The organism is Bradyrhizobium sp. 63_E2_N1_3, assembly GCF_052076005.1.
Taxonomy (GTDB): Bacteria; Pseudomonadota; Alphaproteobacteria; order Rhizobiales; family Xanthobacteraceae; genus Bradyrhizobium; species Bradyrhizobium barranii.
Genome location: NZ_CP197235.1, coordinates 6,197,410 through 6,217,791, shown reverse-complemented (window position 1 = coordinate 6,217,791; position 20,382 = coordinate 6,197,410). Strand labels below are relative to the sequence as shown.

Sequence of the window (20,382 nt, the reverse complement as noted above, 5' to 3'; positions counted from 1 at the left end):
CGTCTAGTCCTCGATTACCGCATCAACGAGTAGAGGCGGGCTGTGAAGATAGCGCGTCGCCCGACGCTTGGAAGTGATGTCCTTGAAGACCTTCTGCACCTGCGCTGTCGCCAGACCTACGGCCTCGGCCACGTTGTCGGCGGAAATGCCGTGGTTGACCGCGTACATGCAAACATCAGTCAATCGATAGGGGGCAGCGAAATAGAACTCCTCCTGGCTCTGCGGCAGCGAGAACGTGTCAGACGTCGGCGGCCGTCGCCTGATCTCGTCGTCGATGCCAAGGTATTCGGCCAGTTGGTAGACCTGGCTCTTGTAGAGATGCGCAATCGGCATGACGTCCGCGTCCCCGTCACCCTGCTTCACGAAGAAGCCCTGATCGTGCTCGAGCCGGTTTGGCGTACCTATCACGGCATATTTCAGACGGTCCGCGTGATAGTACTCGGTCATCTTGCGGACCCGTTGCTTGTAGTTGGTTGCAGCAACGATCTGCAGGTAGACCTCGGGCGGAAGACGTACGGTGGAGGTTTCGCCGTCCGGGTCTTGTACGGTCAGACGGGTGATGTTGATGCCGGCGCTCTCCGAGCCCGAGCTGAGTACCAGCTTGCATTTCCAGTCGGCTCCGTATTCGGGTACGACGGCTTGGATCGCCTCTCGCTGCCGGCGGTATGCGCCCAATGCTTCGAGCGCCGGTGCTATGTCTTCGACAACCGTCGTGAGGCGCAGTTGCGTAGCAACGACCCGGCCGAGCCTCAGCGAATCGGACGACGAATCGCGCTCGGGCATCAGCAGACCGAGGACCTTCGTATTTCCAAATGCGCGCGCACAGAGCGCTGCGACCACGGAGCTGTCGATGCCGCCGGACAGTCCGACGATGGCTCCGCGTCGGCCAAGCACGCCAAGGACACGGTCGCGCAAGAACGCGACGATGCGCGCGACCTCCAATGGCGCATCCAGGACCAGGGCGTCTTTACTGAACGCGGGTTCGGTTTGGCTGTGGGCTGCTTGCAAGGTCACTTGAACAATCCGCCTCTCTCTGGGGAAACTCGGCCGGTGAGTAGGTTTGCGACAGCGCCTTCTGGACGAGGTGCAAGTTCATCGCGAGGTAAGGCGGCATGACCAGATCGGTGTGAGTGCCTGCGCTTGGGACGACATCGATCTGGGCAAACGCACGATCCCATCCCAGAGTTTGCGGCATCTTCTTTCGCTGGCATCGGAACAGAACGGCGGAGAACGGCAGCATCGATTTCGGCTCCGCCAACCAGCGGAAGTAGGCCTTCGCGCGCAAGACTTCCTGCAATTCCTGCTTGAGCCTGAACGACGTGAGATCGAACTGCCCCCTCGCGCGGCGATCGAGCATCCGGGCCAGGTTAGCTTCATGGCCGATCGCAACGGTTGCCTTGGCGAGGGCCCGGCAGACCATCCGGGGCGCGGTGACCCGGTTGTTGCGGATTCGACGGATCGTGCGGGTCAACGTCTCCCATGCAGAACTGCGCTCGCCCATGAGGCTGGTGTCGAGAATTCCGAAGAACTTCACCGAGCGGCCGGCGGCAAACATTCGCGTCGCGACCTCGAAGGCGACCGCCCCACCGAGGGAATGACCGAGAAGTCTGATGTGGCCGCGCGGCTGGATGCGATTGATCTGCTCCACGGCAGCAGCAGCCATATCGCAAACGCTGTCCTGACCCTGCAATATCTTGCCGAGATCCGGGTAGCGGATCGGAACGACATGTGCAATTTCGCGGATTGAGGCTGTCAGGGCGGCGAGGCTGGCTCCATAACCAAGTGAGCCGGGCAGTAGGAAAAGCACGGGCGGCGCCGCCGCCACAATGCACGAGGGCGGAGAAGCCAAATCCTCGCCTGTATCAATCAATGGCCGTAGCTTCATTGGCATGCAACCGACTGACCGAGCTCCAAAATTGGAGTATGAAGACGTTGAAAATCCTCTCATCATTCATTTGCATGAAGCACATGGTCGCGCCCAGGAAATTGGTTATCTTCGCTCCAGCGCGTCTGTCGTCCATGTGCCGCCTCCTCGAGCGGACGCGAAGTTCGGGGCGTGCTCTTTCGACCCTCTGGGTCACACAGGCCCATTGATCGGTGCGCCCGACGTCCGCGCGCCGCCAGGCCCATTCAAGAGAAACAGCGCCACGATAATTCCCAGGGCGTAGCCGGTAGCTCCTCCGGCGGCCATCATGTAGATCACCTGCAACGGGTCGAGGCCGAGGTGAGCACCGATGAGAAGCGGGCCAAATACGAACACGGCCCGCACCAGATCAACCAGCAGACGCAGTTCCTGACGGCGAAAAAGAGTCGGAACTTCCTGAATGGGCGTCGACAAGGCTTGTGCGGCGCACATGAGCGCTAGGGCGCCCATGATCTGACCCGTAGGTATCCAGGATTCTCCGAGCAGCGGAACGACGACGTAGGGGGAGATAAATCCAAGGCCGAGCACCGGCAGAACGATCAGGCCGGCCGCAACGACCAACAGGCCGCATGCGGTGCCGAGCAGATGATGACGGTCGAAGTCTTTGCTGGCCTCGGCGACGAAGACATTGCTGAGCGGCAAGGCGATCAGGGTGACCGGACCGGTCACGAGACGGGCGGCGACGCCAAAATGCCCGGCGAATGCGGTACCGAATAGCGAGCCTATGAAGATTGCGGGGAGATTGATGATCGCGAATCCCGCAAGGGCCGAGGGCAGCTCGAACAGGGGAAATTTGTACTCTCGCCGCGCCGTCGCCGCGACCGAACCCCACGGGGCTTGCGCGATGCGGCGGATGTCCTCCCATTTCAGGAGCCGGACGCAGAGAAATGCGATCAACACAGCCTGGCTCAGGATGTGGGCTTGGATCATTGCGCCGTCCCCGAGGTGCGCGAGGCCGAAGCTCACCTGGAGCACTGCCATCGACGCCGGCAGGATCAGGCGGCCCATGCCGAAGTCACGCATATGATTGAAGCGCAAGCACCAGCAGTTCATTGCGTCGGCAACGCCGACCGCAGCCATCCCGATGGGTACGAGGTAGGTAAGATGTTGCAGTCGTGCTGGCACCACGTCCGACAGCAGGTATCCCGCGGTTAGCACAACAGAGGTCGTAAAGCAGACCGCCACGAGCGTGAGCTTGAGCGCGACCAGCGCGTGAGCTCTGTCCTCAACCACATACAGAGACGTACTGAAGCGAAGTCCGGCTATCGCGCCGACGATGTTTACGATTGAGAGATAGATCGTGAATATTCCAAAATCCTCCGGCGAATAGAGCCGGGTAAGGATGGGAATGGCCGCTACGAGCATGAGCTGGCCGGTGAGTGCGAGGGCGGAGACGCCCGCCGCTGCACGAACAAGAGCCCTTGTCCGCGTCGGACCGGTCGCCGGTTTCGCGGCCATGAAGAACTTCCTCGGTCCAGAATTCATTTCAAAAACGGCAAGATCGTCGCGACGACGGTGCGATCTATTTCGATTCGATCGTAGGATGGAGAGGGGTGCGCGCCATCATTCGTTCGCATGACGCTGACTGAAGTGTCGCGGAATCGAAGGAGAGTTTGCATGAACAGCTCGTGCTTGCGGAATAGACGACGCATGGAGCCCGATCGTGGGGCCGGAACCCAGCTGTGATGCGCGTGGCTTGTGGGCGGATGATGGATGCTCACGCAAGCCGCGCCGACGGGAGACGCCGATCTACAGGCGATGGGGACGTGAGCTGTGCAAGCCGAAGGCCGGTCCGCGCGAGCAAATCCGACAAGGCGGATGGTCTGACGGCGATAAGGTTATCGTCGTCCGGTCCGGGTACGTCAGGAGACGCCGGCTCCAGTCGTCCCGCCCTGAGATGGAAGAGCTCAAACCCGTGATCGGTCAGTCGGTCATACAGCTCCGCACGCGAGGTGCCGGCCCGCCGAAGGTTGAGCTCAGAATCCTCTATGTACAGACATCGGCAATTGGAAATGGTCTGGGCGGCGCCCTTGAGAAGATCGACTTCGAACCCTTCGACATCGACCTTCAGGAGATCGATCGCCCGATTTCCGACGATCGAATCGAGCGTTCGTACTGGAACTCGGAGCGCCGCGATGCCGGCCGGAGGAGTAGCGCATGCGAAGTTCATGTCGTCACTCCGAAAGTCCGTGAAGACGAGCTCGCCTTCCGTGCTGCCGATCGCCGTGTTGTGGACCTCGACGGTCAATCCGTTCAGGCGAATGTTGCCCAGCAGGTATTTGCAGATGCGCGGATGTGCTTCGATAGCGATGACTCGTCCGGACCGGGCAACGCGCATAGCGGCCGCGAGGCTCAACTGTCCGACATTTGCGCCGACATCGACGAAGGTTTCTCCGGGCTGCAGGTAAGATCCGACGAAGTCGGCGTCTTCGGCGCGAAGGTTCCGGTTGCGCCAGAGTCCTGCGGACATGGAGCTGGGATAGAAACGCATTCTGTATCCGGCAGGAAAGCCGAAGGTGATAAAGCGGCACAGTCCGCTCACCCACAGTCCGCGCGATAGCAGGAATCGAGCCTTGTCGGGCTCCTCTTGAATTCGAGCGAGCAGTTGATGCAATTTGTGCAAGGGGCCACCCATCTCTAGCGGTTAGCTGCTCGGCAGAGCCTAGGCTGACCGGAGCGCCCGGCCATCCTTCATTTGCATGATGGTATCGATCGTTCGATTCTGGATCTCCCGGTCCCGCCGTGATCTTGCCGACCTAGCTGACCGCTTCGAGACCTCGCGTCTGGGGATGATCATCGTCATGCGAATGAAGGATGACCAGTCCCATGCCGCTACCTAGCGTTCGTCGTGTGTAATTCGGTCGGTCTTGACGTTCACTGCTTGTCAAGAAGGACACGGTGCAACGCGATGAGGTCGGTTTTCTGCGGAGCGGATCGCGGGTTCGTCAGGGTCGACTGCTTGAATGACATGAACTGAGCTTGAGGGAAAAGCGATGAACCTGTTGCAGCACGACGGGTCGGAGGGCATTCGAGATCCGGACGCCCGCCCCATGATTTCGGTGGCCATACCAACCTTCCGTCGACCGGATATGATACGCCGTACGATTGAAAGCGTGCTGCAGCAGAACTACGCCGACTGGGAAATGGTGATCAGCGACGACGAAGGTCCCAAAGGCGTCAGTTGGAGCATTCTGTCTGAATACGCTCGGAGCGATTCCCGTATTCGAATTGTCCAGAACCACCGGGGACGGGGCCAGGTTGAGAATACGAACAGCGCAATGCTCGCATGCCGCGGTCATTGGATCAAAGTGTTGCATGACGACGACTGGCTGGTGCCGGGATCGCTCGAGACTTTTGCGGAATTGGCGAGGACGTACCCCACCGCTGCGTTCATGACCTCCACATCTCATCTCGTTCAGGATGAAGGCATAAAATACCGCCGGGGAGGGCAGGTCACGCTGTATTCGAGCCAGCAGTGCCTGACGGATCTCTATTTGGTCGGCAAGACCCGGGTGCTGGGAATTGTTCCGTCGACCCTGCTGATCAACAGCGAGGTCATCCAGGCGGGTTGTCTGATGCGAAACTACAAGTCGATCCGGTGGGGAGTGGACCAGCTGTTCTTCGTCGACCTCGCCTGTCATGGCGACATGGTGGCGATCGACGACGGCTTGATCTTCTACGATATGACGGACCACGCGAACATTACCGCTTCCAAATCGTTCTCTCAGATCGATGAGGAGACCCTTGATCTCAAGAATCTGACCTGGAGCCTGGTCGAGGACAAGCAAGGGCTTCCGGATCCCGAAACGGTCGTGCGTGCATTGCGGGTTGCAAGATTGCGCGGAAGATTTCGCCACCAGTCCTGGGGGGCGACGATCCGGGACGCGCTCCAGATCCTGCGTCCCTCGGTTATCAAGGCAGCCAACAAGGCGATCCGGGCGCGAGCGCGTACATCGGCAGCGGGCTCACTAGCTCGTGTGGGTCACGCCTGACGGAGCCGCCGCCGATCATTATCGGGACAGGGCGCTGGTCCGATCGGGGGCATCGAGACGTGTTACGAAGTCGAACACGGGGCCGCCCGCTACCCCCCAATTGCTCGACCAGATCACCTGGGAACCGTCGGGCGACGGCGAGCCGTGAGTCTCGCTCCAGTAGTCGTGCGGGACGTTGCGTGTGTACGCGATGCGTCGGAATTCGCCACTGCCGTCAATTCGCAGAGCAATGACTTCCCGAGCGAAGGGCGCAAACTTTGGTAGCTGGGCGATCTCGGCTGGATCGCCGCCATAGCTTAGAATCACCCAGCCGGGCCAGTGGATCGCGCGCGTGGACGCATGCGAGGCCTCTCCACGCGGAGCAAGGGCGGTAACCACGCCGTCATCCAGCCGGCGCTTGATCACCTGGTATATGTCGGGATCAGCTTTGCTGATTCCGACGTATACCTCGCGTCCGTCTGTGTCCACGGCCATGTCGCCATGACTCGGACGATGATGTTCGGTCCAGCTCTGCACCAGATCGCCTGCGACGGTATAGATGAATGCCTCATCCTTTCCGTCGACCCAGCGGCTGCATCTGATGTAGCTGCCCAGGGCAGATATCTCGCAAACGCCGTCTCGCCCGGGCAGTTTCCCCACTTCGATATCCGGAAACTTCTGTCGGCTCACGAGGTCAAACGCGAATGCGACGACGACGCCGTCGGCGCGCGTGCCTCGCACGGCGATGCGCCGGCCATCCTGAGAGGGATTGCCCTTGCCCGGTCCGAACTGAAGGCCGCGATAGCCCTCGGCCATCAGCATGATCTCTTCGGCATTGGTTCGCGGCGTCCAGAGCGAGATCTTGCGCCCGATCACGCATATCATGCGCTCGGGATCGCGCGGGTGCCATTCGCACTCGTCTTCACGCTGCCGGCGGAACAGCGGAACGTATGTCCGTCCGTCCAGAAAGCAGAGCCCGTTACAACCGTTGGCGATCAGAAGCAGAGTCTGGTCGGCGTTCCAGGCCTGCGCGCTCGAATATCGGTGGGTGCAATAGGCTCGTTGGCAGGCCAGGCCAGCGCCCAAGGGCCCCGGGGTTGTTATCCGGACGATCGTGGCGCCGGTGTCGGGATCGGTGACCGGAACGAGATAGTCGGGCAAGTTCATGCTGCTGGCAGTAGTCAGCTTGGTCTTTGCAAGCGTCTGTGCGGCGGCGATGCCCGCCAATGCAAGCACGACGGCCACGGCGCCGGCCAGGCCAATTCGCGTGTAGAGGGACGGAGACATCCGTATCTTGCTCCATGGCAAGCAGGGGGCTCGGATCATCCGGGTGGGCAAGCGATCGATACAAGGTTCGATGCTTGCCGGTCACCAGGCTCCTGCGGGGACCAGGACTATTGGTTCGACGATGCGTTCTAGCCGCTCGGTCCCAGCGCGCATCATTTGAATGCAGGAGACGCCCCACGAAATGTTGCCGCTCCACGGGCAGGTCCTGATCCTCTCGATCGATAGATCAGTCCGGCGCGGTTAGCCGGGCGGCGCGTATAGGCGCCGCCCGGAATTTGTCGAGGGCTTGATGGGCGTCAGGCCGATCCGCCAGGTTAGTCCGGCTCTGCGGCGCCGATTTCGTGACGTCCGCGGTCGCTTGAGACGAGGCTGAGCGTAGGTTCCCGATCGATTGACAACGGCAGCGCGTGACCATTCGAGACCCGCACCAGTGATCCGTTGTTCATTCCCCAAATTGCGGCCTGCGTCCTATTCTGGACCCGTATCTTGCGCAGGATCGCCTTGACGTGAACCTTCACGGTGGCCTCGGCAATATCGATCTTTCGCGCAATGCACTTGTTGGAATTGCCCTCGATCAGATAGGAGAGAATCGCCCGCTCTCGCGGTGACAGATGAGGTGCTATCCGTTCTTCGGCAGCAACGAGGAGATTTGATCGCTCTTCGATCACTGGCTGAAGCTGAGGCTCGCGATCGAAACCGCTATCGAGCACGAATGACAGGAAAGCCGGTGGAAACACCGTCTCGCCCATCGTTACGAGTTCGATGGACTTGATGAAAGCGTCGCATGAATTGACGTCGACGAAATAGCCGCTGGCGCCGGCCTTGTAGGCCGCGATCAACTCATCCGGCCGGTAGTGGTCCGAAACGATCGCTACGCGCGCATCCGGATAGTTCTCTCTTACAAATCCGATGTGCTTCATGGCTGCATCGAATTCGCCGGTGCTGTGGATAATCACAAACAGGAGCTGCTGATGTGCCTGGAGTGTGCTTGTAACTTCATCGGTGCTCGAGGCCGACACCGCAATTTGAAAATCTGCCGCATGCAGTATTTGAGAAATTCCCTCTCGCAGCAAAATGTTTCGTCCGATCAAAACAACTTTGCAGGATTGCCGCCTCCTCATCTTACCCTCCGCAACCAACGCAATGACACAACTTGAATGAAAAACACGCAGGAAAAGGAACAAAGCATTGCATAGCCCGGTTTTTCTGATTTGCAGAAGCCGGGCGCCGTTTAGTTAATAATTGCTGAAGGTTAGATTCGATCTTTCGATTTTGCCTATATACCTTTGGTTATAGGCCGATGGGTCCCCAAGCTGTTGGTGAACGGCCGTCAGAGATTGACTTGGGGGCGAAAGAGAATACTGATTCAACCTTTGAATGTTCGCCCTGAGCGGGTGAATCCGTTCGCGAAAGCCTTGCTCCATCGCGATGCTTTCGAACTTGCCAAGTGGCAAGACCGCTCTCCAGCGGTTGTGAGCCGAGACCACCGGGTTCATACGGCCCTTTGATCCGGCGAACTTGATGTATATTGCGATCACAGACTCGTGCGGTTATTTGCCTCATAGGTCCGCTACGCCAAATGATACTTTAGGGAATTGCTCGAAGTTTATTTGTTGGTGATCAATTGATGTTGGAGCGGCAAGGGCGGGGGCCTGTAGCTTCAATCGCGGGAATTTTGGGGGCGGCAGGTTAGGGAGCGCCCGATGCGTCGTGCGACTGTAGTGATTGCAGACCGACACCCAATGGTTTTGCAGGGTCTCGCAAGTGTTCTCGGTTCAGAATCCGATTTTGAGGTCGTTGCATCCTGCGGCGATGCTGCGAGTTGCATCCAGGCAATTTTGACGCTTGCGCCCGACATAGCGATCATGGATGCGGCAATGCCGGAGCTGACCGCGCTGATGAACAATTCGCTCAGCCATTCGGACAGCCGACCAACGCGGTTTGTGTTCTTCGCGCCCAGCGAGGACTATGATCTCGTGTTGGCGGGCGCCCCCGCCGGGTACAGTGTCCTTCTCAAGGAGATGACAGGCCAAGCCGTGGTGCAGGGCTTGCGAGACATTGCCAACGGCCAGACCGTTGTTCCGTTGTCGCCCACCGATCAGGCCGCGCCTCGCGAGCACAGTCCGAATCCGGAAAGTGCGCTCGCGGTGCTCACCGAGCGCGAGCGGCAGATCATGCGCCTGGTCTCTCGTGGCCTGTCCAACAAGGAAATCGGCCGCCGGCTCAACATTGCGGACGGCACCATCAAGGTTCACCTCCACAACATTTTCCAGAAGCTTGAAATCGGCAATCGCACTGCGCTTGCGGCCCTCGCCATCTCGCAGGATGACCGCGCCAATTCGGCGCAGGACAAACCGGCGCATGCTGGATCGGATCCGGTGCCCGGGGAACGCTAAGACATCATCTCGCACTGTTTGCAGTGCGATATGCGGGCATTTCGCCGAAGCCCAGCCGAGCGACTATTGCACCTTCAGATTGCGCAAGCGCCGGCAAAGCTGCGTTTTCGGTCTCTTATCCCTCGATGGAGAACTGAAGAACGAACAGCGACCGGCCGCCAAGCTCGGGGCTGTCGCTGACTTCCACCTGCCAGGAAATGTAATGCAGGAGTGGGTCCATCACGTCGTGCTTGAGGATCTCGCCGCTCAGTTCGATCGCAGTGGTCCGTGCCGCGGAAATGTCGGGGAGATCAAGTCCGACATCGTCGAGCACTGAATGACCGTCGTGGATATGAAAGAAATACCGCGGCATGGATGTCTCCGGACAACGCGAACATTCCGATGACTGCAGCGAGCCCCCCGCATCACGGTCAAGATTTCGCATCGCAGGGGCGCGCATAGCAAGCGGCTATTCTAGGAGGGCTCAATCATCATTGATGGGTACCCCGACGTTGATCTCTATGATCACGAATTCAGAATGAACAATTGCTTCTCGAGGACTACGATGATGTTGCGTCGACGGAGCCCACTTCGGCGCAGCGTTGCGGCCCCGGCCCTGCGAATCCCCAATGCCCCCGCCGGGGCCGCGCTCTTTTCTTCGCAAGTTCCGCCTGGTCGTCCATCACCGCCGCGCAGAAGTTGCAACCGATACTCCGATCGATCGGGAGCGGACGGTTTGACCCTTGGGGAGATGATCTCGAAAAATCATATCCGGTAGTAGTCGCGATACCAGCGGACGAAATTGGATATGCCGGTTTCGATAGGGGTGGAGGGCGAAAAGCCGGTATCGCGCATGAGATCGCCAACGTCGGCAAACGTTTCCGGAACATCCCCAGGCTGCATTGGCAGCATTTCCTTCGCCGTGGTTCGTCCCAGCTCTTTCTCGATCAATTCGAGGACGTGCATCAGCGCTTCCGGGCGGTTATTGCCTACATTGTAGAGCTTGGCCGGTGCGCCCGCCGCATCGGCGTTGTCCTCCGGAGCGCGCTCGATCAGCCGCGAGATGACGCGCGTGACGTCGTCGACATAGGTGAAGTCGCGCCGCATCTTGCCATGGTTGAAGAGCTTGATCGGCTTGCCTTTAACGATCGCGTCGGCGAACAGGAATATCGCCATGTCGGGCCGGCCCCACGGGCCGTAGATCGTAAAGAATCGTAAGCCGGTGACCGGGAGCCGGTACAGGTGGCTGTAAGAATGGGCCATCAGCTCGTTGGCTTTCTTCGTCGCGGCATAGAAGCTGACGGGGTGGTCGGCCCTATGCCGGGTCGAAAATGGCAACTCGGCATTGGCGCCGTACACGGACGATGATGATGCGTAGATCAAATGACCACAGGCGTTATGCCTGCAGCCTTCGAGGACGTTGAGGAACCCCTCAAGATTGGCGTCGACATAAGCGTGCGGCTGATCGATCGAATGCCGGACGCCGGCCTGAGCGGCCAAATGGACCACTCTCGCAAAACGATGTTTTGCGAACAACTCGGCCATCGTCGACCGATGTCCAAGATCGATCTGCACGAAGGAAAAACGCGGATCGCGGCGCAGAATGTCGAGACGCGCGCGCTTCAAGGCGGGATCGTAGTAGCTGTTGATGTTGTCCAATCCGACGACCCGGCGTCCCTCGTCGAGCAGCCGACGGGCGACATGAAAACCGATGAAGCCAGCAGCTCCGGTCACCAGAACGTCGTCGGCAACTTGTTCTGAGCGAGATGACATTCGCTGTCCAAGTTAGATGGAGTTTCGAACGGCGAAGAAGGCGCCATCGATCGCAGAAAGTTAACTCTCAATCGCGCCGCATCTCGATTGCGCAAATGAGCACACCTGACGATGGCGGCGGAGCCGAGCTGCCAGCAGCCGCTCGAACGGACTACTCCGTGCATCCCCGCCACTGTCTCAAATTCCAGGGGCGTAGCGTATGTAATGTCCGAGCGAACCCCGTCATCATCCATTTGCATGAAGATGAAGCCAGGCAAACCTGCAGAGATGTTTCGGCGGCGGGCTTGCCCGACGTGGCCGTCGGCTTGGAGTACGCGCTGTCGAACGATCGACGTCGGTGACTTGAGCGCAAACGGCGTGGTCAGGGGTGCTTGCGATGAAGATGGTCCGTGTTGATGCTCTCGGCGCGAATGTATCGAGCATCGGTTTCGGCTGCGCGTCGCTCGGGGGGCGCGTTGGGGCTCGCAGGGGGATCGAGGGGCTCGAGCGCGCATACGACGCCGGAATAACCTGGTACGACGTGGCGCCTTCGTATGGCGATGGGATGGCCGAGTCTATTTTGGGCCAGTTCGTATCCAGCAAGCGCGGCAGCGTCCATATCTGCACAAAGGTCGGGATGCGCCCGCGTGATACCTCCGCCGTTAAGCGGATCCTGAAGCCGATCGCGCGCGCCGCTCTTGCGGTGTTTCCCGGGATCCGACCGCGCCTCTCCGCAATGAAATCGAAGCCCTTCAAAGTGCCGCTATCGGCCGAGCTGATCAGGACGAGCATCGAGGATAGCCTGAGGCGACTTCGCACGGATTATGTAGATGTGCTTGCTCTCCACCGTCCCACCCGCGAAGAGGTCGTTCGCGAAGACATCATTCGAGCGGTCGAGCGCATCGTTCAGGACGGGAAAGCCCGCGCAATTTCGATTGCGGGCAATAACGAGGGCGGAATTGACGACCTCCATGAATCTCTACCATATCGGCTGATACAGATCGCGAATAATCCGCTCGAGCCGAATCTTCAGAGATCGACGGAGATTGCGCGGCGCAGGACGTTTGTCACGTATGGATCATTCTCGAGCGTCGATCCGCTTGTCGCGAGGCTGGGATCGGAGAAGGAAATACTGAACGGCCTTTACGAGATGGGATACCGGGGCGACCTCACCGAGATCGCTGCTGCCTTCGTCGTGGATTACGCGCTGGCAACGAACTCTACAGGAGTCTCACTGTTTTCGATGTTTCGGAAAGAGCATCTCGCGTTCAATCTGCGCCGGTCAGCGCAAATCCCGGCGCTTCATCAGCTCAATCGCATCGTCGCCGAGCTCTCGAACGGGCCGCGGCAAACCGAACGATTGGTCATGCGTGCGTCGGTGTAGCGATCAAGTGCGGAGCTTATGGGCATGAGGTCTACTCCGTCATCATCATACAATCGGCGGCTGCGCGTGCTAGAATTCGCGTCCCACGATACTACTCGCCAATGTTGTCGACGATATTCGACAGGCGCGCGGGCGGCCGGGAGGCGGCTAGCTTGAGCGTCTCGCCGAAGCATGCGCAGCAGGGCAGGCCAAAGGTGAGGGGGCCAGGCCGATGCCGTCGCGTTAGGAGATTGCCCGCAATCGTGGTTGCGCTTGGTGGGCCCGTTGGTAGTTGCTCGGAGAGAGGCCATGTGCGGAATTGTTGGTGTCGTCGGGCGGGGCCCAGCCTCTGCTCTTCTTTTGGATGCGCTGAAGCGGCTTGAATATCGCGGATATGACTCAGCCGGTATTGCTACTCTCGAGGACGGTTCGCTGACGCGACGTCGTGCGGTCGGAAAGCTCGTGAACCTCAAGAGTCGGCTCGACTCGGAGCCGCTTGCCGGGCGGATCGGAATTGGTCACACCCGCTGGGCAACGCACGGCCGTCCCGATGAGACGAATGCGCATCCTCACATGGTTGATGGTGTGGCGATCGTGCACAATGGGATCATCGAGAACCATCGAGAGTTGCGCAATGATCTCAAAGCGGCCGGTGCACATTTTGCGACCGAGACCGACTCCGAAGTGGTTGCGCATCTCGTTAGCCGCGAGCGGAAGAACGGATACGAGCCGGTCGCAGCGGTGCGTAAGGTGCTCCCGCGCTTGAGCGGAACGTTCGCGCTCGCCTTCCTGTTCGAGGGGCACGACAATCTCCTGATCGGTGCCCGAAAGGGCTCGCCGCTTGCTGTCGGCTACGGTTGCGGCGAAATGTTCCTGGGGTCGGATGCGATGGCGCTCGCGCCTCTGACGGACATTGTCGCCTACCTTGAGGACGGCGACCTCGCCGTCGTGACCCGGGAGCAGATCGAGTTTATCGACGTGAACGGCGCGCGCCTGCGCCGTACGTCGGCCAAAATCGCTGGTGCCGCCGTGATTGTTCACAAGGGCGAGCACCGCCACTTCATGGCGAAGGAGATTCACGAACAGCCGAAGGTGGTTGGGCAGACGCTTGCGCAATATATCGCACCCGACGGGACGATCAGGTTGCCGGCAGGCGTGGATGCGGACCTCAGGACAGTCGATCGCGTGTCGATTGTAGCTTGCGGGACCTCCTTCTACGCCGGTCTGATTGCGAAGTACTGGTTCGAGCGCTACGCCAAGCTCCCGGTCGAGATCGATATTGCTTCGGAGTTCCGCTATCGCGATGTTCCGTTCGGCGCGGGCAATCTGGCGATTTTCGTGTCGCAGTCCGGCGAAACGGCCGACACGCTCGCTTCGTTGGAGTTCGCCAAGACCCACGGCCAGCGCGTTCTCGCTGTCGTCAACGTGCAAACCTCGACGATGGCTCGTTCGAGCCACATCGTAATGCCCACATTGGCCGGTCCGGAAATAGGGGTCGCATCGACAAAGGCGTTCACCTGTCAGCTGGCAATCTTGCTCTGCATTGCAATCGCTGCCGGTCGCAGTCGCGGTGTGCTCTCGGCCGAAGAAGAGCGCTCGCTCGTCCGGACCCTTGCCGAGATTCCAGACTATATGGCCCGCGCGCTCGAACTGGAGCCGAAAGTCCATGAGCTCGCGCGTGAGATCGCCAGGGCCAGAGACGCTCTATTCATAGGCCGGGGCACCAATTATCCGCTGGCATTGGAGGGAGCCCTCAAGCTCAAGGAGGTCACTTACATTCACGCAGAGGGCTATGCGGCCGGTGAGCTCAAACATGGACCGATCGCGCTAATCGACAAGGGCTTGCCGGTCATCGTCATTGCGCCGTACGACGCGACGTTCGAAAAGACCATGTCGAACATGCAGGAGGTGATCGCCCGCGGGGGCCGCATTATCCTCTTGACCGACGAGAGAGGTGCTTCACTCGCCGCGTCCAGTGGTTGCTCGGTCTTGGCCTTACCGGATATGCCCCCGATCGTGGCGCCGCTGGCTCTCGCGGTGCCGCTACAGCTCCTTGCCTATCACAGTGCCGCGATTATGGGGACCGACGTGGACCAGCCGCGGAATCTCGCGAAGTCCGTGACCGTCGAATAGTCGGTCCGTTCGCGCCACTTCCGCTTCAGAAAGAGGTGCTGTCGAAAGCAGGATGCTGGTCTGACAGACCGGGGCGCTCCGAAATGGGTGCCTCTTTCGACCAGTCCGCGTTCCCGGCGGCTCGGGGTAAAATCTGGTGGCCTTCGGGCTCAGGTTAAGCACCGATGTCCGCAGGGCAGGCGGCCCCGCTATATTGTAACCGCGTTGGCGGGGCCGCTGCTGCCGAGAAACGAGCTAGGACCTGAGGTCTGCTTCCATCCGGCGAAGCGAGTGGGTCGTCTCGGGGGCAATGCGGCGCGGGACTCGAGATACGCAACTCCTCAGAACCAGCCGCCTTGCGCGCGCTCCGCAGCCGGATCCTCGCAGACTCTTCGGCATCAGGCCGCAAGGGCAGCCCGATCAGGGAGTAGTCCTTTCGGGTTATTGGAAGAATGTTCTGCTTCGAGATAGCTTCAGGCAAGCCCGTCCGGTCGACGAGCTCGTTTGGCATGCTACGTGCGCTTCGCGAGGGATCATGTCGGTTTTGACGGGAACAGCCGGCGCGGACATTCGACGCGGTGATATGATTAAGGTGATCAAAGGGAGGCTGTTCCCGGCGCTCCTTTACGAGCAACATGAGGGCGGCGCCGCCGAAGATATTCCCGAGGGCGCCCGTGCCTATTGCCTCAAAGATAAAGTCTGGCGAACGATGCCTCCGGGCTTCCGCCCCTCCTAGAGCTTGCTGGCAAACCAGCATCGCAAATGGCCGAGCCAGGCTCGGCCAAGTCGTGAGCGGGCGGGCGCCGCAACCTTCGCGGTAGGTCTGGACCGCGGCGGAGCGCCGTGTGTGCAGACTAGCTGCAGCTCAGCGGCAACGGCTGGTCGGGGTGCAGCTCGTACCAATCGTAGCAATCTGGATAGGCGCCGTAGAATCCGTATCCGGATCGATTGCGACCAAAGCGGTGGAACGCATGTTGGCGCAGGCCGATGCCGCCGTTGCCGACATGACCGCCGAATCCGAGATGTTCGCCGCCAAAGCCTCCATCACGCGCCATGCCACCGAAATGCGCGCCGCCGCCCCCGAAGCCCATATGTCCGCCGCCAAAGCCACCACCGCCAAAACTGGCGTGGCCGCCGCCGCCAAAGCCACCACCGTGGCCACCGCCGCCGCCACCGCCGTGCGCCTCGGCCGCGCCGATGGCCAGGGTCGAGGCAAGCGCCGCCGTTGCCAAAATCATGATTGCTCGTTTCATGGGACACTCCTTTCGTGTCGATCTGCCTGGTCATCCATGCAGTCCGCTTCCGCGTCGTGCCGTCGCCAAAAGCTCCTGATGACAAGGCTCGTGATGAAAGGAGAGGTAGGAGCGATGCGCGGCAATCCCACTAAATTCGACTTCAGGAACGAGGCGCACCGGTAGGGAAGGTGATCCTGCCGCGGGGGCCGCGGCTCACAGAAGGGGCGGGCCGAATGTTCCAGCCCGCCCCCGTCGTTCGATGAGGAGCGGCCGACCGAGGCGCCCGGCCGGCCAAGGAAATGCCGTGATCAGAAGCTGCCCGTGCCGGGCTCGCAAGGCACGTTGTTGCCGGTCCACGGCGCCGTCGCGAAAGCGCCGACGCGCGGCGCGGGAACGCAGGCGCGGCCTCCCTGCTGATAGAAGGGCGCATCCGGTGCGGCCGTATCGGTTGTCATCGCCGGCTGTCGCATGACGGAATGGTGCTCGCGCGCCATGACGGGTCCGCCGAGCACGGCGGCTGCAATCAATCCCGTCGACAAGAGTTTGAGAGTGGTCATTTCGGCTTCTCCTTTGATGACATCAGGCCGACCAAGCGGCTCACCATCAACGTATGGACGGCCGGGCGTCGTCCAAATGCACGAATTGCTCACCTGATTTCAACGGCCTGTGACCCGGCGCGGCGCTGCAAGCACGATCGTGCGAATGCGCAACATCCGTTGCCTTGAGAGTAACGGGGAGCGCATCGCAGGCATATGTTCATGAAAGCGCAGTTCAGAATGGAGGCGGAAGATGATCACGACGACAGCGAGACGTATGGCCATCGCGCTGGCCCTGTTGGCGACGGGCTCGGCGCGCTTCCTGAATCGCTATTTAGTGGTGCCCCATGCTCCGCAGGACTATCTCGTCAGACAACGAGTGGCCTATGGCAGGCTGGCGCGGCGCCGCGCGTTCAGAGCGGGCGGGCATTGAACATGACGCTCCGGACCGCCGAGCCCGTGCTCCTCCGCCGCAGGCCGAAACGCCTCGCAGAACGTGGGAGCAGGATCATGACGCGGATTCTTCTGATCGAAGATGATGCCGAAACCGCCGAGGTGATCGTCGCCGAACTCGCCGATCGCGGTTTCGAGGTCCAATGGGCCCCTGACGGCGTCGACGGTCTCGATCGGGCGCGCGCGGCGTGTCCGGATGCCATGATCGTCGATCGCATGCTGCCCGGAATGGACGGGCTGACCGTCATCGAGGCCCTGCGCAAGGATCGGGTCGGGACGCCGGTGCTGGTTCTGAGTGCGCTCGGCGCCGTGGACGATCGGGTGCGCGGATTGCGTATGGGGGGAGACGACTATCTCACCAAGCCGTTCGCGATCATCGAGCTCGTCGCACGCATAGAGGCGTTGTTGCGCCGTCCGATGGACAGCCGTGAGACCACGTTGCATGTCGGGCCGCTGGAACTCGACCTGATCGAGCGGACCGCGCGACGGGACGAGCGCGAGATCGACCTGTTGCCGCGTGAGTTCCGCCTGCTCGAATACATGATGCGCCGGAGCGATCAGTTGCTCACGCGCGCGATGCTGCTCGAAGAGGTCTGGAACTACAAGTTCGTTCCGGCAACGACGAATCTGATCGACGTGCATATGGGCCGGCTGCGCCACAAGGTCGATGGTCCCGGCGATACGCAGCTCATCCACAATGTTCGCGGCTCCGGCTTCATTCTGCGTTCGCGCGCATAGAGGCGTGAAACCCAGGGGCTCGCGGAGCACATCTCGGACGAATATCGAGTGCCGGTTCGATGCGCCAAATTCAGTTCATCCGTTCGAACACGTTCCTCTGGGCCCTGGCGGTGGCGGCCGCATTTGCACTGTTCGTGGTCGGGCTGTTCGCGTTCACCTATTGGAAGCTCGACGACTATCTGATCGCACGATCCGATCGCATGATCATGACCCGGATTAACTTCATCGCAGATTTGCCGTCGGCGCGCCGCATCGGAGCGATCTCCGATCATCTCGAGCAGGATTCCAGAGGCGTGCAGTACGCGGGACTTTTCAATGGTGCCGGCACCCGGCTTGCCGGCAACATCGACAGCTTGCCGCGCGCACTCGATCTCGGCGGAGCGGCGCAGGGTGTGCGGCTCGACCTCATTGAGAAATCGGCGGTCCACGGACCGGTCATCAGGGTCGTGGGCAGGCGTCTTGAGAACGGCGATGTCCTGGTGATGGGACGGAATGTCGATGAGACGCGCGAGATATCGAGTGTCGTGGGGCAGGCGCTCGCGCTTGGCCTGCTGCCGGCGTTCTGCCTCTGTCTGCTGGCCGGAGCGTGGCTGAGTGTTCGCGCCCAGAGACGCGTGGAGGAGGTGAACCAGCGGGTACAGCGGATCGTGGCCGGGGAGTTGCGCGAGCGGCTGCCGGAGGACAATTCCGACGATCCGTTCGCGCGACTGGCCAGGATCGTCAACGGCATGCTCGCCGAGATGGAGACCATGATCAACGCGCTTGCCGGTGTCGGCAACGATATCGCCCATGATCTCAGGACGCCGCTCACGCGCGCACGCCTGGCGCTGGAGCGCGGCCGAACGCATGCGACCACTTTGGAGCAGCTCCAGGAGGTCACGGACAAGGCAATGGCCGGAATCGATCAGTCGCTCGCGATCGTCACCGCCTTGCTGCGCCTCACCGAGATCGAGAACAGCCGCCGCACCGCCGGTTTCGGTAACGTTGCGCTCGACGAGATCCTGCGCGAAGTGTGCGACGTCTATGAGCCCATCGCCGAAGACAAGGGCATCGGGCTTGGCGTCGTCATCGATCGCAATGTGCAGGTGTGGGGCGATCGGGACCTGTTGTTCGAAGCGATGGCCAATCTCGTGGACAATGCCGTCAAGTTCACGCCGCCCGGCGGCCAGGTGAGGCTCGAACTGGTGTCGGAAGACGACACGGCACTCGTGCGCGTAAGTGACACCGGGCCCGGCATCAGCACGCAGGAGCGCGAAGCGGTGCTGCGGCGATTCTATCGTTCCGACAAGATGCGCAACACGCCGGGGGTTGGGCTGGGACTGAGCCTGGTGGCTGCCATCGTCAAGCTGCATGGCTTTCGATTGATCATCGGTCCGGCTCCCGGCGGGCGGATCGAGATCCTTGCCTGGACCGGGAGGGCGAGCAAAGCCGCCGCATGCCGGTCCCGGACCCCAACTCTCGAAGCCGTTAATCAGATGTGATGCCCCTCATGATGCGTGATGTTCTCGATGCCATGACATGCCGAGTGACATGCCGAATGTCTGAAGGCGAATTCAGGTTTGTTACGCTCAATTCAGTGGCCTCCTCCTTCGGAGGCTTCCTAGAGTCCGCTTGCCGGTTTCGTATGTGGGAGTGACAGATGCAGAGCCACGAAGTCGCGAGGAATGGTGCCATGGCTGTCGCGGCCGGAGCCCCATCGCTCCCCTTCCTCAGCGCCTATTCCGCCGCCATCAAGCGCTATGAACTGCTTGAGCCCGGTCACGAGCAGCAGCTTGCGCGCCGCTGGCAGGAGACGCGGGACCGCGGTGCCGTGAACGCGCTCGTCACGAGCCATCTCCGGCTCGCAGCCAAGGTGGCGCGCGGCTACAAGGGGTACGGTCTGCCCTTGGCCGATGTGATTGCGGAGGCAAATCTCGGCCTCGTCATCGCGGCGTCACGCTTCGAACCCGGCCGCGGTGCGCGGTTCTCCACCTATGCGGTTTGGTGGATCAAGGCCTCGGTTCACGAATACATCCTGCGCTCCTGGTCTCTGGTCAGGATCGGTACGACGGCAGCGCAGAAGAAGCTGTTCTTCAAGCTCCGTAGCGAGATGAGGAAAGCCGCGGGCGGCGCGATGGCGGCGCTCACGCCCGATGTCGCCGAGACGATCGCGGAAAGGCTCGACGTCACGGCGCGTGAGGTGATCGAGATGGATTCCCGCCTGAACGGTGACATGTCGCTGAACGCGCGCGTTGGCGACGACGAGCAGGGAACCGAATGGGAAGCGTTGCTGGTCGATCAGGCGATCGACGCGGAGACGGTGCTCGCCGATCATGAGCAGACGGAGCGCCGTACCAACGCCTTGCGCGTTGCGCTGGGCATGCTCACGGCGCGCGAGCGTCATATTCTGGAGGCAAGGCGGCTGGCGGAATGCCCGGTTACGCTGGACCAACTCGGCTTCGAGCTTTCGATCTCCAGCGAGCGGGTTCGGCAGATCGAGATCCGCGCCTTTGCCAAGGTCAGGCGAGCCGCAATTCTTGCCGCGCAGGATGCGGCACGCAAGCGCTCCGACGGCGCCTCGGGCTCACGGCCGCGGGAGCTCACCGCTCCATGAGCGATCGAGACGCGGTGATGCCGGTACGAATGATGTCTGTCCT

General features: G+C 60.9%; 20 protein-coding genes. 9 read left to right on the top strand and 11 right to left on the bottom strand.

The features are described from left to right. Window positions 1-3: 3 nt before the first annotated feature. From nadE to AB7531_RS29860, 5 genes are all read right to left on the bottom strand, one after another. Window positions 4-1,014, bottom strand: a complete 1,011-nt coding sequence (gene nadE, locus AB7531_RS29880; protein WP_231144506.1) for an NAD(+) synthase — start codon at window positions 1,012-1,014, stop codon at window positions 4-6. Further along, complete coding sequence (locus AB7531_RS29875) at window positions 968-1,870, bottom strand: thioesterase domain-containing protein (RefSeq protein WP_231144507.1); 903 nt, start codon at window positions 1,868-1,870, stop codon at window positions 968-970. Before AB7531_RS29875 ends, nadE begins: the two co-directional genes overlap by 47 nt. Next, complete coding sequence (locus tag AB7531_RS29870) at window positions 1,863-2,021, bottom strand: hypothetical protein (protein ID WP_223153622.1); 159 nt, start codon at window positions 2,019-2,021, stop codon at window positions 1,863-1,865. Before AB7531_RS29870 ends, AB7531_RS29875 begins: the two co-directional genes overlap by 8 nt. 56 nt (window positions 2,022-2,077) lie before the next feature. Further along, window positions 2,078-3,382 carry a lipopolysaccharide biosynthesis protein gene (locus AB7531_RS29865; RefSeq protein WP_063986520.1) on the bottom strand — a complete coding sequence of 435 codons (1,305 nt, stop codon included), beginning with the start codon at window positions 3,380-3,382 and terminating at the stop codon, window positions 2,078-2,080. 259 nt (window positions 3,383-3,641) lie between these two features. Beyond that, window positions 3,642-4,547 (bottom strand): FkbM family methyltransferase, encoded by a 906-nt coding sequence (locus AB7531_RS29860; protein ID WP_231144508.1) that lies wholly within the window; start codon window positions 4,545-4,547, stop codon window positions 3,642-3,644. Window positions 4,548-4,917: 370 nt separating this feature from the next. Between AB7531_RS29860 and AB7531_RS29855 the strand changes: the two genes are divergently transcribed. Beyond that, on the top strand, window positions 4,918-5,916 hold the full coding sequence (locus AB7531_RS29855) for a glycosyltransferase family 2 protein (RefSeq protein WP_063984317.1): 999 nt from the start codon (window positions 4,918-4,920) through the stop codon (window positions 5,914-5,916). A gap of 18 nt (window positions 5,917-5,934) precedes the next feature. On the opposite strand, the gene AB7531_RS29850 is transcribed toward AB7531_RS29855, so the two are convergent. Then, complete coding sequence (locus AB7531_RS29850; protein WP_231144509.1) at window positions 5,935-7,182, bottom strand: hypothetical protein; 1,248 nt, start codon at window positions 7,180-7,182, stop codon at window positions 5,935-5,937. A 314-nt stretch (window positions 7,183-7,496) separates the two neighbouring features. Beyond that, window positions 7,497-8,303, bottom strand: coding sequence for a LuxR C-terminal-related transcriptional regulator (locus AB7531_RS29845; protein ID WP_063984316.1), 807 nt, complete (start codon window positions 8,301-8,303; stop codon window positions 7,497-7,499). Window positions 8,304-8,885: 582 nt separating this feature from the next. Here AB7531_RS29845 and AB7531_RS29840 point away from each other — a divergent pair. Beyond that, entirely contained in the window at window positions 8,886-9,578 is a 693-nt protein-coding gene (locus AB7531_RS29840) for a LuxR C-terminal-related transcriptional regulator (protein ID WP_084795225.1), read from the top strand. Window positions 9,579-9,693: 115 nt separating this feature from the next. On the opposite strand, the gene AB7531_RS29835 is transcribed toward AB7531_RS29840, so the two are convergent. Continuing rightward, window positions 9,694-9,930, bottom strand: a complete 237-nt coding sequence (locus tag AB7531_RS29835; RefSeq protein WP_028147263.1) for a DUF6894 family protein — start codon at window positions 9,928-9,930, stop codon at window positions 9,694-9,696. A 392-nt stretch (window positions 9,931-10,322) separates the two neighbouring features. Further along, window positions 10,323-11,330, bottom strand: coding sequence for an NAD-dependent epimerase (locus tag AB7531_RS29830; RefSeq protein ID WP_166097372.1), 1,008 nt, complete (start codon window positions 11,328-11,330; stop codon window positions 10,323-10,325). 376 nt (window positions 11,331-11,706) lie between these two features. On the opposite strand from AB7531_RS29830, the gene AB7531_RS29825 reads away from it, so the two are divergent. The 3 genes from AB7531_RS29825 (at window position 11,707) to AB7531_RS29815 (ending at window position 15,520) form a co-directional block, all read left to right on the top strand. Beyond that, the gene (locus tag AB7531_RS29825) at window positions 11,707-12,693 is read left to right on the top strand and encodes an aldo/keto reductase (protein ID WP_063984313.1); all 987 of its coding nucleotides are present in this window, start codon (window positions 11,707-11,709) and stop codon (window positions 12,691-12,693) included. Window positions 12,694-12,981: 288 nt separating this feature from the next. Continuing rightward, window positions 12,982-14,805: a glutamine--fructose-6-phosphate transaminase (isomerizing) gene (gene glmS, locus AB7531_RS29820; protein WP_063986518.1), complete on the top strand. Its 1,824-nt coding sequence runs from the start codon at window positions 12,982-12,984 to the stop codon at window positions 14,803-14,805. 514 nt (window positions 14,806-15,319) lie between these two features. Next, window positions 15,320-15,520 carry a hypothetical protein gene (locus tag AB7531_RS29815; protein ID WP_063984312.1) on the top strand — a complete coding sequence of 67 codons (201 nt, stop codon included), beginning with the start codon at window positions 15,320-15,322 and terminating at the stop codon, window positions 15,518-15,520. Window positions 15,521-15,638: 118 nt separating this feature from the next. On the opposite strand, the gene AB7531_RS29810 is transcribed toward AB7531_RS29815, so the two are convergent. Then, the gene (locus AB7531_RS29810; protein WP_063984311.1) at window positions 15,639-16,037 is read right to left on the bottom strand and encodes a hypothetical protein; all 399 of its coding nucleotides are present in this window, start codon (window positions 16,035-16,037) and stop codon (window positions 15,639-15,641) included. A gap of 290 nt (window positions 16,038-16,327) precedes the next feature. Next, window positions 16,328-16,576, bottom strand: a complete 249-nt coding sequence (locus tag AB7531_RS29805; RefSeq protein ID WP_063984310.1) for a hypothetical protein — start codon at window positions 16,574-16,576, stop codon at window positions 16,328-16,330. Between the two features lie 232 nt (window positions 16,577-16,808). On the opposite strand from AB7531_RS29805, the gene AB7531_RS29800 reads away from it, so the two are divergent. The 4 genes from AB7531_RS29800 (at window position 16,809) to rpoH (ending at window position 20,339) form a co-directional block, all read left to right on the top strand. Next, window positions 16,809-16,988: a hypothetical protein gene (locus AB7531_RS29800; protein ID WP_166097357.1), complete on the top strand. Its 180-nt coding sequence runs from the start codon at window positions 16,809-16,811 to the stop codon at window positions 16,986-16,988. Window positions 16,989-17,065: 77 nt separating this feature from the next. Beyond that, window positions 17,066-17,746, top strand: a complete 681-nt coding sequence (locus tag AB7531_RS29795; RefSeq protein WP_014496376.1) for a response regulator transcription factor — start codon at window positions 17,066-17,068, stop codon at window positions 17,744-17,746. Between the two features lie 59 nt (window positions 17,747-17,805). Then, window positions 17,806-19,227, top strand: a complete 1,422-nt coding sequence (locus AB7531_RS29790; protein WP_063984309.1) for a sensor histidine kinase — start codon at window positions 17,806-17,808, stop codon at window positions 19,225-19,227. Window positions 19,228-19,418: 191 nt separating this feature from the next. Further along, complete coding sequence (gene rpoH / locus AB7531_RS29785) at window positions 19,419-20,339, top strand: RNA polymerase sigma factor RpoH (protein WP_063986517.1); 921 nt, start codon at window positions 19,419-19,421, stop codon at window positions 20,337-20,339. Window positions 20,340-20,382: the final 43 nt, after the last annotated feature.